The organism is Halopseudomonas phragmitis, assembly GCF_002056295.1.
Lineage (GTDB): Bacteria > Pseudomonadota > Gammaproteobacteria > Pseudomonadales > Pseudomonadaceae > Halopseudomonas > Halopseudomonas phragmitis.
The window spans coordinates 2,993,362-3,007,603 of the sequence record NZ_CP020100.1 but is presented as its reverse complement, the minus strand read 5'-3'; the positions used below and the strand labels follow the sequence as shown (position 1 = coordinate 3,007,603).

At 58.1% G+C, this 14,242-nt stretch carries 16 protein-coding genes; 4 read left to right on the top strand and 12 right to left on the bottom strand.

Features of this window, described 5'->3' with window-relative positions; all coding sequences use genetic code 11:
- Positions 1-54: 54 nt before the first annotated feature.
- The 4 genes from BVH74_RS13995 to BVH74_RS13985 form a co-directional block, all read right to left on the bottom strand.
- Positions 55-1,368 carry an amidohydrolase gene (locus tag BVH74_RS13995; protein WP_080050677.1) on the bottom strand — a complete coding sequence of 438 codons (1,314 nt, stop codon included), beginning with the start codon at positions 1,366-1,368 and terminating at the stop codon, positions 55-57.
- 48 nt (positions 1,369-1,416) lie between these two features.
- Positions 1,417-2,109, bottom strand: coding sequence for a helix-turn-helix transcriptional regulator (locus BVH74_RS13990; protein ID WP_231705523.1), 693 nt, complete (start codon positions 2,107-2,109; stop codon positions 1,417-1,419).
- A complete protein-coding gene (locus tag BVH74_RS18815; protein ID WP_155121727.1) occupies positions 2,066-2,425 on the bottom strand; it encodes a hypothetical protein in 360 nt (119 codons plus the stop codon). Before BVH74_RS18815 ends, BVH74_RS13990 begins: the two co-directional genes overlap by 44 nt.
- Before the next feature lie 107 nt (positions 2,426-2,532).
- The gene (locus BVH74_RS13985) at positions 2,533-3,435 is read right to left on the bottom strand and encodes a cation diffusion facilitator family transporter (protein ID WP_080050673.1); all 903 of its coding nucleotides are present in this window, start codon (positions 3,433-3,435) and stop codon (positions 2,533-2,535) included.
- Positions 3,436-3,530: 95 nt separating this feature from the next.
- Here BVH74_RS13985 and BVH74_RS13980 point away from each other — a divergent pair, with 95 nt between their 5' ends.
- Positions 3,531-4,412 carry a LysR family transcriptional regulator gene (locus BVH74_RS13980; RefSeq protein WP_080050671.1) on the top strand — a complete coding sequence of 294 codons (882 nt, stop codon included), beginning with the start codon at positions 3,531-3,533 and terminating at the stop codon, positions 4,410-4,412.
- A 32-nt stretch (positions 4,413-4,444) separates the two neighbouring features.
- On the opposite strand, the gene BVH74_RS13975 is transcribed toward BVH74_RS13980, so the two are convergent.
- Complete coding sequence (locus BVH74_RS13975; protein WP_080050670.1) at positions 4,445-5,281, bottom strand: AraC family transcriptional regulator; 837 nt, start codon at positions 5,279-5,281, stop codon at positions 4,445-4,447.
- 143 nt (positions 5,282-5,424) lie between these two features.
- On the opposite strand from BVH74_RS13975, the gene BVH74_RS13970 reads away from it, so the two are divergent.
- Positions 5,425-6,378, top strand: coding sequence for an alpha/beta fold hydrolase (locus tag BVH74_RS13970; protein WP_080050669.1), 954 nt, complete (start codon positions 5,425-5,427; stop codon positions 6,376-6,378).
- Between the two features lie 185 nt (positions 6,379-6,563).
- Positions 6,564-7,001: a group II truncated hemoglobin gene (locus BVH74_RS13965; RefSeq protein WP_080050666.1), complete on the top strand. Its 438-nt coding sequence runs from the start codon at positions 6,564-6,566 to the stop codon at positions 6,999-7,001.
- Positions 7,002-7,010: 9 nt separating this feature from the next.
- Here BVH74_RS13965 and BVH74_RS13960 read toward each other — a convergent pair whose 3' ends face one another.
- From BVH74_RS13960 to BVH74_RS13935, 6 genes are read right to left on the bottom strand one after another with little or no spacing between them, the layout of a single operon-like run.
- Positions 7,011-7,883: a D-hexose-6-phosphate mutarotase gene (locus BVH74_RS13960; protein ID WP_080050665.1), complete on the bottom strand. Its 873-nt coding sequence runs from the start codon at positions 7,881-7,883 to the stop codon at positions 7,011-7,013.
- Positions 7,884-7,917: 34 nt separating this feature from the next.
- Entirely contained in the window at positions 7,918-8,133 is a 216-nt protein-coding gene (locus BVH74_RS13955; RefSeq protein ID WP_080050664.1) for a dodecin, read from the bottom strand.
- 50 nt (positions 8,134-8,183) lie between these two features.
- On the bottom strand, positions 8,184-9,371 hold the full coding sequence (locus BVH74_RS13950; RefSeq protein WP_080050662.1) for an efflux RND transporter periplasmic adaptor subunit: 1,188 nt from the start codon (positions 9,369-9,371) through the stop codon (positions 8,184-8,186).
- 3 nt (positions 9,372-9,374) lie between these two features.
- Entirely contained in the window at positions 9,375-11,735 is a 2,361-nt protein-coding gene (locus BVH74_RS13945; RefSeq protein ID WP_080050661.1) for an ABC transporter permease, read from the bottom strand.
- A gap of 2 nt (positions 11,736-11,737) precedes the next feature.
- Positions 11,738-12,451, bottom strand: a complete 714-nt coding sequence (locus BVH74_RS13940) for an ABC transporter ATP-binding protein (protein ID WP_080050660.1) — start codon at positions 12,449-12,451, stop codon at positions 11,738-11,740.
- A gap of 36 nt (positions 12,452-12,487) precedes the next feature.
- Positions 12,488-12,847, bottom strand: a complete 360-nt coding sequence (locus tag BVH74_RS13935; protein ID WP_080050658.1) for a PilZ domain-containing protein — start codon at positions 12,845-12,847, stop codon at positions 12,488-12,490.
- Between the two features lie 236 nt (positions 12,848-13,083).
- Here BVH74_RS13935 and BVH74_RS13930 point away from each other — a divergent pair, with 236 nt between their 5' ends.
- A complete protein-coding gene (locus BVH74_RS13930; protein ID WP_080050657.1) occupies positions 13,084-13,578 on the top strand; it encodes a copper chaperone PCu(A)C in 495 nt (164 codons plus the stop codon).
- Here the strand turns inward: BVH74_RS13930 and BVH74_RS13925 are convergent.
- Positions 13,572-14,210, bottom strand: a complete 639-nt coding sequence (locus tag BVH74_RS13925) for a trimeric intracellular cation channel family protein (protein WP_080050656.1) — start codon at positions 14,208-14,210, stop codon at positions 13,572-13,574. The two genes, BVH74_RS13930 and BVH74_RS13925, sit on opposite strands and share 7 nt — an antisense overlap.
- Positions 14,211-14,242: the final 32 nt, after the last annotated feature.

The window sequence follows — 14,242 nt, the reverse complement described above, 5'->3', positions numbered from 1 at the left end:
AATGACGGGCTTTGACCTTGATCAATGGATGGCCACGATAGGGCGTAACCTGGATTATTGCGCCTGAGTGAGATAATCGGTTGCCAGGCTGGCCATGGCCTTGATGCCAGTGACCAGGGCCGCATCGTCGATCATGAATTCGGGCGAATGATTGGGCGCAGCACCGCGCAGGCGCTCGGCTGGAGTCACCCCAAGAAAGAAGAATAGCCCCGGAACTTCCCGAGCGTAGAAGGAAAAGTCCTCCGAGCCGGTGACCATTGGTGAGACAATGGCTTTGCCATCGGCTGCATGTCGCAGGGTAGGAAGCATGCGCTCGGTCAGTTCGGCATGGTTTACCGTAGTGGCGTAGTTATCGATGATCTCAACCTCGGCCTTGGCGCCGGAAGCGGCGGCGATCTGCTCAGCGGTCTGGCGTACCCGCTGATTGACCTGCGCCTGAACATCGTCGCCAAAGGTTCTGATGGTCCCGCTCATGCTCACCTCATCAGGAATGATGTTATGGCGAGTCCCGCCCTCAATGGTACCAATGCTGACGACGGCCGGCGCGGGCATGATGTTGGTCTGACGGCTCACCACCGATTGCAGACCCGTGATGATCTGGGCACTGGCGACAATCGGATCAACGCCATTCCAGGGCTGGGCACCGTGGGTTTGTTGACCTTTGACCCGAATATGCAGATCTCCGGCGCTGGCCATGATTGGGCCACTGCGGTAGGCAATGATCCCGGTTGGCAGGCTGGAGGTCACATGCAGGCCGAAAATGGCTTCGACATCGGGGTTGCGCAGCACTCCGGCCTCAACCAGTTGTCGGCCACCGAAGTGCCGCTCGCCATCGTAGACATAGTCGCTGGGACCTTCCTCGGCTGGCTGGAAAATGAATTTGACGCTACCGGGCAGTTCCTCACGCACAGTCGCCAGCGCTTGTGCTGCAGCCATCAGAATGGCCACATGGGCATCGTGGCCGCAGGCATGCATGACATCGCGTTCCACTCCATGATAGAGCTGCCGCACCTGGGATGCATAAGGCAAACCGGTCTGTTCCTTGACTGGCAGGGCATCCATATCTGCCCGCAACGCTACCACCGGGCCGGGTTTGCCACCGCGCAGCAAACCAATTACGCCAGTGCTGCCGACACCTGTTTGCACCTCCATACCCAAGGCTTTGAGATGCTCGGCAATCAACGCGGCAGTACGATGTTCCTGATTGCCCAGTTCTGGGTGCTGGTGAATGTCATGGCGCCAGGCAATCGCCTGGTCTTCCAGGCTGCTGGCCAGACTGATGACCTTGCTAGTCAGGTTGGTCTCTGCCAGGGCAGGGGAGCCGAGCAGGGCAAGGGGTAGTAACGCAGGCAGAAGCAAACGACGCATGAGAACGACCTTATGATTGGAGTTGTAGGACAGTGAAGCACAGAGCAGTCAGGCCACCGCCTGAGCACGCTGAAAGTCACCCGGAGAATGACCAAACCAGCGCCGGTAGCTGCGAAAAAACTGCCCGGTTTGACGGTAGCCAATCAGTAGCGCCACGGTCTCGCTGGCATAACCTGCCGCCAGATATTCCATGCACAGCCGACGCCGGCACTGCTCGAGCAGCCGGCTGAACGGCTGGCCCTCGTCAGCCAGGCGACGTTGCAAGGAGCGGCTACTCAGGGCGAGGAGGGTGGCGCAACGCTCGATACTGGCATCACCACGGCGCAACAGGACCGGTAACAACAACATGACCGAGCCAGCCCAGTCATGTGAGTCGTGATTGCGGATCAGACGCCGCTCGCGGCGTGCCAGTCGGCCGATGTCGGTCGCCTCCCAGTCCAGTGCCCGTGACAGTTCGATGCGCGGAAAACTGAGCTGGTAGCACTCCTGCGCGCTATTGAACTGGATCGGAACCTTGAACAACTGACGATAGTGGCGTTTCAAGACGTCGGCTTGCGGGGCAGGAAGGTGAGCAACCAACTGCTGTACACCCAGCGATTGTAAGGTGCGCAGCATCGCATACAGCATCGAGTCCATCTGCTGACGGCTGGGCTGAAACGCCGGGTTGCTTTGTACCAGGACCCGCGCTTGCGACCCCTCAAGGCTTATCCCAATGTTGCTCAGATCGGTCCCAAGGTGCATGTACCGCTGCGCCATCTGGACAACATCCAGTACGGTTCTGGTGCTGGAGAGAAAGGTAGTGCCAAGAAAGCTTCGACTTGTAATTCAGCTGAGCAAAGGCCCGGGTCATCAACAAAGGATCATTAAGCTGCTGGCTCAAATCCTCGATCATGGAGCGGATAACCGCCAGCGGTACTCGCTGCGAGCGCGCCATTGGCTGGTCGAGCTGGTAGCGAATCAACGCGGCTGTCAGTACCGGCTCATCAACTACGGCACGTAGACCTTTGATGATTTTTTCCAGATTTTCACTGGAAGCTGAGGGCTCGGGAAGCGCCATTTTTATTTCCGTCGTGCTGCACCATGAGGTAGTTTCAGTTTCCTTTCAGCGCGAGGAGAGGGCAAGTGCAAAAGGCGCCAACCAACCTCATTGGTGGCGCCTATGATCTACGATTGCCAGGCATAATCGGTGTCTGAATCGGTGTCAGAAATCGCATTCAGAAACACCACCGGGCGCACGGGGAGCTGACTCAGGCGACGATATAGCGCCAGTCTGACCAGGTTGAATGAGGCCGCCTGACTGGCTGCCAGATCTATATCCAGCACCAGATAGGGACCGATCTTGGTCATTCTGACGTCAACAGGCTGCAATTCCACTTCATTCAGGATACTTTCAGCAGCGCGCCGCAAATCCCGAGGCGGGGCAGCCAGCACTAGCTCACGGATGGCATCCCGAGTCATTCTGAGCGGTACCAGTACAAAGTAACCCGACACCAGTACCACCATCAGCGGGTCGGCATAGACCGCCAGGTCGGCCCAGGGGCTCCGGTTCAACAGAACCGTCAGGGCAAACCCCAGCATAACCGCGGCGCTCAGCACGGCGTCCATGAACCACTGGCGCTTTTCCGCCACGACCAGGTCCGACTGCAGTTGCTTAGATACCCAGTGCAGATAGGACCAGATGGCCAGACAACCGACCACGCTGATGGCCGCAAACAACAACCCCATACCGGCATTGCTGGGCCGGCCGCCTTGCCACAAGGCGTACATGGCCGACACCAGCGAGACCAGACACACCAGGGTAATGGCCAGCCCCTTGACCGCAATCACCAGCGGTTGGATCGCGGCTCGACCAAAGGGGTAGGCCTTGTTTGCCGGCTGCCGCACAACCTTGGCGGCATAAAGTGACAGCAGTGACAATAACAGGCTGATCATCGAGTAGGCGCCATCGAACAGGATCATCAGCGAGTTGATCCACAGTCCCCAGGCGATCCCCGCACCAGCAAAGCTGCCAGCAACCAGGACGGATAGAGTCAGCGCCGGCTTTTCCCGCGCTAATAAGAGATTCATGATTACGTGCTCCTTCAAATTGCATGGCCATGTTATCGCTGTGTATGCTGTGGAGTGAGTCGCTGAGCGACGGGATTAACGGCGCTGGAGTCTTTATGAGGACATCGCAAATCGAGGCCTTTCTGGCCGTGGTGGAGGCGGGGAGTATTGCTGCTGCAGCTATCAGCCTTAAACGCAGCCGCACGACCATCAGTACCGCGCTAGCGGCGCTGGAAGACGAATTGGGTGTCAACTTGTTCGAACGCAGCGGCAACCAATTACAGCTATCCACGATTGGTCAGGCGGTATTGACCGATTGTCGCCGGTTCAATCACATAGCCCGTCAGATCCACTCACGCTGCCAGCAGCACCTCAGCGGTGCCGAATCGGTTCTGCGGATTGCCAGGGATGACGCCTTGCCAGAGAGTTTCTGGCTGGACGTACTGCGTCAGCTCAAGGAGCAATTCCCGCAAACCAGCGTGTCAGTCTATCTGGCGCCACCCAAAGAGCTGCCATCATTGGTCATTAACCAAGCGGTCGATGTGGCCTATGGGTTGATGCCGCCGCCAACCAGCGAGGGGTATCAGTGGTTTCGTGAACTGGCTGACGTACGGATGATGACCGTAGCGGCTCCCGAGCATGCGCTAAGCCGGTTACCCCGGGTACTGCAGGATGACCTGATGAATCACACCCAGGTCACCTTGGCGTACATGGACAGCGGTCAACTGGTCGCAGAGTCCGCAGAAACCGACAACTTTCTGGCTTTTACTCAATACGAACTGATTTGCGATGCAGTGACTGCCGGCGCTGGCTGGGCCGACTTGCCATTCCCGTTGATCGCTGAAGAGCTGCGTCAGGGGCGCCTCAAACTCATTCGCCATCGCAGCGCCCAGTGGTGGAAGGTTTTCAGCGCTCTGGAGTCTGAGCGGGCCCAAGGTGGTGCTGTGGTCAGTTGGTTGGCTGCACAGCTTGAGGAATACCTGGGACGGCTGGTCTAGGTTTTCTATCAAGAACCTGCTGCGTGTAGGGGTTAGCCATCGGCCGCGATAGCCGACTGATTTTTCCATTCCCTCGGCGATTGCCCGGATTGCGCTTTAAAGGCACGGGAGAGGGCGGCTTCGCTGCCGTAGCCAACTTCGGTTGCAATTACCTTCAATGGCCGTCCACGCAACAACGCCTTTTGCGCCAGCCGCACACGCCAACCTTGCAGATACTGCCCCGGCGTGATGCCAATCGTTTCGCGGAAAGTGGTAGCGAATACGCTGCGTGACATTCCTGCTACGGCAGCAAGCTCTTCAAGTCCCCATTCCTGTGCTGGTGTTTCGTGCATGGCCACCAGCGCATTGCGCAGGCGCGGATGTGACAGCCCCAACAACATGCCACTTTTAACGTCTCCACTGGCCATCAATTGGCGCAGGATCTGGATCATTACCACCTCGAACAGGCGTTCAACCAGTGCTACACGCCCGCAGCGCTGCTCAAAGGCTTCTTCGAAAAGCAGTGATAGAACCGGCTCGGCTCCCCATATCTCATCCAGTGGCAGGCAAATAACATCTGGCAGCGCCGAAGCGATCGGATTATGAGCGCCACCCTCAAACGACAAGTCTGCACAAACCATGTCTGCACCCTGTGCCGCGTCGGTAACAAAGCGGTGGGTTAACGGCCGAGGTAACAGCAGCAGGCTTGGACGCTCGACCTGCAGAGATTGCCTGGCGTAGCGCAGCTCGACCGAGCCTGTGCGTATCAGGTGCAGTCGCCCGTGGGTGCCATCGCTTGTCAGTGTAGTGGTGCCACGCAGGGTTTCGGTCTTGAACGTCTGAGCGCGTACCGGGAAGTGGGCCATCAGTGCTGCAAGCCTGTCAGACATGATAAGTACTCCTGATCAATTTTTCAGGATTATACATCACCAATAGTTCTGATTGCCCATACAGAATACACATCACCGGGCAACACCGTCCGGCCACTTACCACCGACGACCGTTCTTAAGATTGAACACAGGAGACATCACCATGAAAAGCTTTTCTCATACCTTCGCAGCCAGTCTGTTAGCCGTTGCCATGGCGACCGGCGTCGCAGCACATGCCTCGCAACCCGTTACTCCCGCACAGATTGCAGCCAGCGCCACTGTAGAGGGCAACACCATCATCACCGCTGACGGCGTGCGTCTTTACTTCAAGGATTGGGGTCCAAAGAATGGTCCGGTCATTACCTTCAGCCACGGCTGGCCACTCAATTCGGATAGCTGGGAATCGCAGATGATCTTCCTGGCAGACAAGGGCTATCGAGTGGTCGCTCACGACCGCCGCGGCCACGGCCGCTCCAGCCAGCCCTGGGATGGCAACGACATGGATCATTACGCAGATGACCTGGCTGCCGTGATCAACGCACTCGATCTGAAGGATGTAACCGCAGTGGGCTTTTCCACCGGCGGTGGCGAAGTAGCTCGATACATCGGTCGCCATGGTACCGCTCGAGTCAAGAAAGCAGTGCTGGTCAGTGCGGTACCGCCGCTGATGCTGCAAACCGCTGACAATCCAGGCGGCGTGCCACTCGAAGTGTTCGATGGACTGCGCAAGGCCTCGCTGGAGAACCGCTCGCAACTGTATCTGGACATTGCATCGGGTCCGTTCTTCGGTTTCAACCGTCCTGGTGCCGCAGTCTCCCAGGGGCTGATCAACAGCTGGTGGGCTCAGGGTATGCAGGCAGGCCACAAGAACACCTTTGACTCGATCGCAGCGTTTTCGGCCACCGATTTCCGTGAGGACCTGAAGAGGTTCGACGTACCGACACTGGTCATTCACGGTGATGACGACCAGATCGTACCGCTCGATATTTCCGGACAGGCGTCAGCCGATCAGGTCAAAGGCGCGAAACTGATTGTTTACCCGGGTGCGCCGCATGGCTTAACTGACACGCACAAAGATCGCTTCAACCAGGATCTGCTGGAGTTTCTGAAGAACTGAATGTCCAGCTGTTTGAACAAGCCGTCCGCAGGTGAAAATCTGCGGACGGCTTTATATTGTAGTGCGTGAGCCTGATCTTTGAGTTCGTATAATGTATATTATGTTAAATTACGTATTAGCCTATGCAAGTGGCACAGATCAGCCTCTACAATACCCCCTGCTTCCACTCTATTGCCTGAGTCCCCATGAACGATTCAAACAAGCCTCGCTACGGTCAGGAAGATGCGTCTTTTCAAGCTGCTGGCGGTTATGACGGTATTCGACAACTGGTCGACGATTTTTACCAGATCATGGATAGCTTGCCCGATGCGACCGATATTCGTGCCATGCACAGAGAGGATCTGACTGAAGCGCGCGATAAGCTCACCCGCTTCCTGTGTGGTTGGCTTGGTGGACCAAGGTTGTTCCTTGAGCGTTATGGCCAGATCAGTATTCCGAGCTTTCACGCGCGCTGGCCGATCGGTGAGCCTGAGCGTGATGCCTGGCTTGGCTGTATGGCCCAGGCCATTGATCGCCAACCCTGGCATCCGGAGTTCAAGGAGTATCTGCTGCGTCAGTTACGGGTGCCGGCTGATCGCGTGGTCCAGGCTGCCAGAGCCCGTCGCGAGCCTGACACCCAGTAACTTCAGGGCTCAGCCGGTCCCCGGCACCTGGCGAATCCGGGTTACCAGTGTATGGCTTTGCCCTGGTTCAAGCACGCGAGCATCAGGCCCGGCGTTGCTGGCTTCCAGGCAGACCATCTGGCGAAAGCCATCCTGGGGAAACTGGCTGAGTCTGGCGGCTTTGGCCTGCCAGGGGTTCCAGACCACCAGTGAGTGACTACCTTCGCGAGTGACTTCCAGGCAGCGGCCGTTGTGCTGGTGCAGGATCACCGGTGCGGTATGGTCGTAATAGATGCGGTCGACTTCCTGATCGATCAGGATTGGCCCAGGTTGGGCCCGGTGTTCCTGGCTGGTCAGCTGGTCGATGTAACGGCAGCCTTCCAGGCCGGTAATGCTGGCTTGGGTGATATCGGCTACCGGCAGGTAACTGTGCAGCGCCTGGCTCAGCGGTTGCGCCTGCTTGCCAAGGTTGGTGCTGGTGAGGCTGACGCTCAGCTGTTTGCCGATTACAAACTCCACCTGCAGATGCCAGCGTTCATCAGGCAGCAAGGCTTTCATCTGCTCTGCTGCGAGCTCCAGGCGCAGACGCACCTGCTGATCATCGCGCTGGGCATCAATCAGTTGCCACGGACTGGTACGGGCAATACCGTGGGCAGGTCCAGGACGGGAATTGCCAAACCATGGCCAGCACAGTGGGATGCCCCCGCGCAGAGCGGTGCCCGGCATGCGCGGGTCGATGGGGCTCATCCACAGTAGCGGCTGTTTGCCGGCAGGTACGCAGTCAATCACCTGCGCACCTTCCAAGGCAATGGTGGCGGTTACCGCCGGATGGTTGATCTGGATGAACTCTCGGCCGTGCGCATTGCGGGTCAGCGCCAGACCTTCGGGTAGTGTTGCCGTCATAACCGCGCTTTAAGCTCCTTTTGGCTCGAGCAGACTAACTGCCTTCGATACGGAATCCCACTTTCAGTACCACCTGAAAGTGCCCTACTTTGCCATTGACGACATGACCTCGGGTTTCCGTCACCTCGAACCATTCTACGTTCTTGATACTTTTACTGCACTCGGCTACGGCATTGTTGATGGCATCGTCGATACTGATTTTCGACGAGCCGACGATTTCAACTTTCTTGTAGACATGATGGTCAGACATGGTCGCCTCCGGTTCCTTTGCCAGTACCTGCAGTATGGCACAGGGCTGGATCAGCGCTCCTTCACCCTCGTGTCAGCGGCTATCTCTTGACCAGGGTAAAGGATTACCCGCTCCCCTGCCCCCAGGCCTTCGATTATTTCAGTCATCAGCCCGCTACGCCGGCCAGGTTTGACTTCTCGCAACTGGGCCCGACCATTGTTCAGCAGGTACACCGCCCAGCCGCCACTCTGGCGAAACAGTGCGCTGGTGGGGATCTGCAACACTTCCTCGGCCTGCCATTGCACAAAGCGCGCTTCAACCCGGTAGCCATCGCCAAGATGCTGCCAGGCTGCACGTGGCGAGATCAATTCGACTATGACCCAAACCCGTTGCTCATCTACCCCAAGGGCGGAGACCTTGGTAAAACCCGCCGGCTCGATCCGCTTGACCAGTCCGTTCAGCAAAGAATCGCCACCCCAACGTTCAAGTTCTACCGGCATGCCGGGGCGCAGGCGCACCGCATCGGCGGACAGGACGTCCACTTCCACTTCAAGGCTGTCCAGATCGCCCAGTACCAGCAGCTTGTCGCCGGCCAATACCGGTCCTTCACTCTGGCGCAGCCGGCGCAGGACAGTTGCAGACAAGGGAGAACGAACGATCAGAGCTTCCGACCCAGGCTGCCCGCTGGTAACTGCCAGAACCGCCTGGGCATTATCCCGCTCGTGACGCGCCACATCGGCGGCAAATCGAGCCGAGCGCAAGGCTGCATCAGCTTGGCGCTGTTCAGTCTCGGCGCGGTCAAGGGCGTCTACGGCAACATGCCCTGCATTGACCAGGCGCCGAATTCGACTCAACTCGGTTTCAGCCAGTTGCAGGCGAGCCTGCTCGCTGTCAACCAGACTATGAGCAGCGAGCAATGCGGCTTCGGCGGAAGCCAGCGCAGCTTCGGCCTGGGAGCGGCTACGGCTGTCCAGTGGAATGCTGGCCGACGGGTTGATAGTGAACAGGGTGTCGCCGGGCTCCAGTCTGTCGCCAGGTTCCAGTTCGATCCGGTTGAGGTGGCCGGCTACCGCTGCCGAGACTTCATAACGATCGGCAAGCCGAGTTCTGCCCTCTTCTTCGATACTGACCCGAAACGGCCCCTGCTGCACTTCGGCGGTTTCCACCAATATCGCTGGTGAGCGGAAGCCTAGCCCCAAGGCCAGCAACAGCGCCACACCTACTCCCGCCAGAATCAGCCTGCGTTTGCTATGTTTCATTCCCTACTCCGGAGCCTTGAGCGCCGCGATCATGTCCAACCGCACCAGCTTGCGCCAGATCAGCGATGCCGACAGCAGCGTTGCCAGCAGAACCACCAGCGTGGCCATGGCATAGGTTCTGGGCGTCAGTACCAAAGGAATTCGGTACAGATCGGTTTGCATCCCCCAGGTCAACAGCCAGCACAGCCCAGCCCCTATGACAAAACCCGGTATCAAGGCCAGTAACGTCAGCAGCATCAACTCGCCCAACAGAATGAAGGCTGTTTCCGCCCTGGTAAAGCCCAGCACCCTGAGACTGGCCAGTTCACGACCACGTTCGGCAAAGGCGATGCGAGCATTGTTGTAGACCACGGCAAAGGCAATACAGCCGGCCATCAGCACGCTGAACAAGGTAAACACCAGGATGGTTTCATCCATCAACCGGTGAAAAGCATCAATATTACTGGCTCTGAGCGCCACGCCCAGAACCTTTGGCATACCCTCCAGTTCATGTTGCAGGCGTTCAAGCTGTTCGGCTTCGGCCGCCATGAAGGCCCCGCTGTAGGATGGACCCTCACCCAGCAGGCGGCTCAAGTAGTCACGGCTGAGATAGGCACCCACACCGATATATTCGGTCACAATGCCAACCACAGGGATCTCCAGTTCCGGCCTGCGTCCGTCCAGCACCTGAACCTGTAGCAAGTCCCCCGGCTTTATCTCCAGCAGGTTGGCCAGATGGTCGGTCAGCAACACGCCTTCTGGCGGCAGTCGGATCGGGTTCAGCGTGGCGTCAAGCACCTGGAACAGGTTGGCGGGGTGCTCAAAGCCTTGCAAGGCTCCCCGATAGCGATAGTGACCATTGCGCAAAGTGGCAGGTACCGCCCGAAAGCCTTCGACGTGATAAACACCGGGCAGATTGCGCAGTGAATACAGCGCCGAATAGCCGACTGGGTCACTGAATGAGACGGTGAGATCCTGTTTCTGCGCCAGGCGGAACTGGACGTCAAGCATATGACCGATCGCGCCTTGCTGAAAACCGGTCAGCATCATGACCGCTACGGCCAGGGCAATACCTATGACCGACAGCCCGGATTTCACCGGTTGGCGCTCCAGGTTGCGCAAAATCATCCGCGAGGGTTGACTCAACCACCCTATCCCCAGGCGCTCAATCAGCGTGCGCCGATAGCGTGCCGGCGCCTCAGGGCGCATGGCCTGGGCTGGTGGCAGCCGAAAGGCCGTGCGTAGTGCACCGACAGTTCCCAGCAGTGCGCTACCGCCAGCAATAACCACCCCGGTCAGCGCCACCTGCGGGCGCACGCGAAAGTGCAGCCAGGGAAAACGGAAATAGTCCTGGTAAATACCGGCCAGACCACTGGCCAGCCAGCCGCCAAGGAGTACGCCAAGCAAGGCGCCAATACAGACGATAACCGCGATCAGTGCCAGGTAGTGCCCGGCCACAGTCAGGTTGTCATAACCGAAGGCCTTGAGCACGGCAATCTGTTCGCGCTGGGTACGAATCAACCGGGCACTGACCACATTGAGCAAGAATGCAGCGACGGCGATGAAAATCAGCGGCAGGACGCGAGCCATGGTTTCCAGTTGGGCTAGTTCTTCATCCAGGTAGCGGTGGGACATCTGATCGTCCCGGCCATAGGCCCCTAGCCCGCCCCAGGGTTCGAGGATCGGGTCAAGCTGAGCAATGACCCCGTCGGCGCTGGCATTGGGTGCCAGCCGGATCACCATATCGTTGAACGCACCTTCCATATTGAACGCTGCCGCCAATGCGCTGCGGTTCATCCAGATCAACGCATAGCGGGCGAAATCAGGAAACAGATCCCCCGGACGAATCTGATAAATGAATTCGGGTGACAGAACGATGCCGCTGATCCGCAGTTGCCGGAAACGGCCATTGATGACAACGTCGAGGCTATCGCCAGGCACCAGTGCGTGAGCCTCGGCAAAGGCCTCACTGACCAGCACCTGGTCGTCACGTCCAGTTTCAGGCATCTCGCCAGCCCGCAGATACAGGCGATTGAGTTGCGGTTGCCGGCCATCGGGAATTGACAATGCCTGACCGGTAATCGACTCATTGAAGCCACTCAGGCGAATGTGCACCGGCGCCCGGACCCTGGTATCCAGCACAGCTACCCCGGGCAGTTCGCCAATTCGTTCGGCGACACTTTCAGGCGCCCGTTTGAGCTCGGCGAACACATCACTGAAGCGTTGGTCATGGTAAAAGCCACTCTGGGTTTCGCGCAGTGATTCCAGTGCGGTCAGGGCCATGACATACATGCCTACACCAATAGCGATGACCATGGCGATGGCCATACCCTGCCCTTTCAAGGACCAGAGTCCGCGTAGCAGCTTGATATGCAGGGTCCGCATGACTACCAACTCAGTTCGGCAGGCGAGCGTTTGCTGTGGTTGCTGCGCACCTCGCTGACCCGTCCATCGGTCAGACGGATGATCCGGTCGGCCATGTCGGCAATCGCCGCGTTATGGGTAATTACTGCAGTAGTAGTACCCAGGCGCCGATTGATGTCCTGCAACACTTCGAGCACGCGGATACCGGTTTTCGAGTCCAGGGCACCGGTTGGCTCATCACAGAGCAGGACTTTGGGGTTCTTGGCCACAGCCCGGGCAATGGCTACGCGTTGCTGTTCACCACCGGACAGTTGCGAGGGAAAATGGTGCATGCGCCCTTCCAGCCCCACCAGTGCCAGCGCTTCGGCTGGAGGCATGGGATTGGAGGCAATGTCGGTGACAATCGCGATATTCTCCAGCGCGGTCAGGCTGGGAATCAGGTTGTAGAACTGGAAGACAAAACCCACATGTTCACGGCGAAAGCGCGTCAGGGTCGCATCGCTGGCATGGCTGAGATCAGTGTCGCGATAATGAAGTTCGCCGCTGCTGGGACTGTCCAGGCCACCGAGGATGTTGAGCAGGGTCGATTTGCCGCTGCCCGATGCTCCAAGCATCACCACGAACTCGCCCTGGTACAGCTCCAGATCAACACCACGCAAAGCCTGGATTTCGACCTCACCCATTGGGAAGCTGCGGGTCAGGTTGCGGGTACGAAATACCGGCAGGTTGTCGGACATACAGTGAACCCCTCCATGAGCGGGTCCAGTCTAGCATCAAGCGCTTCCGACCATCCGCTCGATACAGCGCCGCGAGGCATCCGGCAAATGGGTGAAGTGCAGCCCGGTCCAGTACTGGCCGCCCGCCAGGCTTTCACGATGCCAGAGACTGCGCGCATCGAGAAGAATTTCGCGCATGCCATCGAAAATCATCGGCAAGTTGACCTGCAGCGTATAACCGCGATACAGCTCAATTGGACGCTCACTGAGCAGCATCAGTCCTTCAGTGTGTAAATCCACCACCCGTCCCAGAAATTCACCGGTATCCAGATCGAATACCTCCAGGCTGCTACTCACGTGATGACGCTCCAGTTTTCTGCGTTCTTGTACTGCGAGTCCATTGGTGCTAGCTGGCATGCTTCACTCCTTGACGGTCGCCTCTGAACACAGTGTGCGCCATTTGAGTGATGGCGAACAGCCACATATTTGTTCCAATTGGTTAACCAAACCACATTTTTGCGCTTGATTTTCCATAAGGATCAGCTTGAAGAGCCGGTTGCATGGCCCGATATCGAGGGTTCCAGTTCATAGGCCTTGTTCAGCAACCAGTTGGCGCGCTAGGCTCGTGGCTCATTATTGCAAGGAGATTCTGCATGTCGATCAAGGCGTTTCTGACAGTCAGCGCTGCCTTTCTGCTGAGCGGTATGGTCTCTGCCCATGAATACCGGGCCGGGGAGCTACATATTGATCATCCCTGGTCGCGCGCCATGCCACCGGTTGCGCCCACTGGTGCAGCTTATCTGGTCATCGAAAATCAGGGATCCCAGGCTGACCGGTTACTGGGTGCCGAGACTCCGGCAGCGGCCTATACCGAGCTGCACGAGCATGTACATGCCGATGGTCTGATGAAAATGCAGCAAATTGAACAGGTCGTGGTTGAGCCAGGTCAGCGAATCAGTTTCGAGCCAGGCGGCTATCACATCATGCTGTTCAATCTGCAACAGCCGTTGGTGGCGGGTGAGCGTTTCCCGCTGACGCTGCGATTCGAGCATGCCGGTGAGATTGAGGTCGAGGTAGCGGTCGAGGATCAGGATGGGCCGTCACACGGACATGAACACGGGCATGGCAACGGCCACCATCATCACTGATCGTCGTTTGGGGGTGTCCGGTCAAGCAGGTGGAACCGTGGCAGCCCCAAGTGCCAGCGAATTGCTGCCAGGCGAATCGCCAGGACTGTCAGGATAGCCAGAGTAATATCAAGGTTTTCCGGAATCCCCAGATAATACAGACCGATATACACCAGTGAGCCGGCGATGCAGGCAGTGGCGTAGATTTCCTTATGGAAGATCAGTGGAATCTCGTTGCAGATGATATCGCGCATCACCCCGCCGGCCACTCCGGTCATTACCCCCATGATCACCGCAGCACTGATCGGCACATCATGTTGCAGGGCAACCTGGGTGCCGATCACGGTGAACACCGCCAGACCAAAGGCATCAGCCACCAGCAGCCCGGTTTCGTGAATTGGCCGGGTAAAACGGACCCAGACAACCGTTCCGATGGCGGCCAGAACGGCCACCAGAATATAGAGGTCGTTACGAATCCAGCTCACCGGGTGATTATCCAGAATGGCGTCACGCAGAGTGCCGCCGCCAAGCGCGGTGATGATGGCGATCACCATCACCCCGAACAGGTCCATGGACTTGCGTCCGGCCATCAGCGCCCCGGTAATGGCGAACACCGCCACACCGAACAGATCGAACGCATAAAACCAGGTCATTCAGGTACGCTCCAGCAGTGTCAGACCGGGAT

What these genes read in the sequence shown, in the direction of transcription:
- BVH74_RS13995 (WP_080050677.1), bottom strand. Translation starts at nt 1,368, where the DNA reads ATGCGTCGTTTGCTTCTGCCTGCGTTACTACCCCTTGCCCTGCTCGGC.
- BVH74_RS13990 (WP_231705523.1), bottom strand. Translation starts at nt 2,109, where the DNA reads ATGCACCTTGGGACCGATCTGAGCAACATTGGGATAAGCCTTGAGGGG.
- BVH74_RS18815 (WP_155121727.1), bottom strand. Translation starts at nt 2,425, where the DNA reads ATGGCGCTTCCCGAGCCCTCAGCTTCCAGTGAAAATCTGGAAAAAATC.
- BVH74_RS13985 (WP_080050673.1), bottom strand. Translation starts at nt 3,435, where the DNA reads ATGAATCTCTTATTAGCGCGGGAAAAGCCGGCGCTGACTCTATCCGTC.
- BVH74_RS13980 (WP_080050671.1), top strand. Translation starts at nt 3,531, where the DNA reads ATGAGGACATCGCAAATCGAGGCCTTTCTGGCCGTGGTGGAGGCGGGG.
- BVH74_RS13975 (WP_080050670.1), bottom strand. Translation starts at nt 5,281, where the DNA reads ATGTCTGACAGGCTTGCAGCACTGATGGCCCACTTCCCGGTACGCGCT.
- BVH74_RS13970 (WP_080050669.1), top strand. Translation starts at nt 5,425, where the DNA reads ATGAAAAGCTTTTCTCATACCTTCGCAGCCAGTCTGTTAGCCGTTGCC.
- BVH74_RS13965 (WP_080050666.1), top strand. Translation starts at nt 6,564, where the DNA reads ATGAACGATTCAAACAAGCCTCGCTACGGTCAGGAAGATGCGTCTTTT.
- BVH74_RS13960 (WP_080050665.1), bottom strand. Translation starts at nt 7,883, where the DNA reads ATGACGGCAACACTACCCGAAGGTCTGGCGCTGACCCGCAATGCGCAC.
- BVH74_RS13955 (WP_080050664.1), bottom strand. Translation starts at nt 8,133, where the DNA reads ATGTCTGACCATCATGTCTACAAGAAAGTTGAAATCGTCGGCTCGTCG.
- BVH74_RS13950 (WP_080050662.1), bottom strand. Translation starts at nt 9,371, where the DNA reads ATGAAACATAGCAAACGCAGGCTGATTCTGGCGGGAGTAGGTGTGGCG.
- BVH74_RS13945 (WP_080050661.1), bottom strand. Translation starts at nt 11,735, where the DNA reads ATGCGGACCCTGCATATCAAGCTGCTACGCGGACTCTGGTCCTTGAAA.
- BVH74_RS13940 (WP_080050660.1), bottom strand. Translation starts at nt 12,451, where the DNA reads ATGTCCGACAACCTGCCGGTATTTCGTACCCGCAACCTGACCCGCAGC.
- BVH74_RS13935 (WP_080050658.1), bottom strand. Translation starts at nt 12,847, where the DNA reads ATGCCAGCTAGCACCAATGGACTCGCAGTACAAGAACGCAGAAAACTG.
- BVH74_RS13930 (WP_080050657.1), top strand. Translation starts at nt 13,084, where the DNA reads ATGTCGATCAAGGCGTTTCTGACAGTCAGCGCTGCCTTTCTGCTGAGC.
- BVH74_RS13925 (WP_080050656.1), bottom strand. Translation starts at nt 14,210, where the DNA reads ATGACCTGGTTTTATGCGTTCGATCTGTTCGGTGTGGCGGTGTTCGCC.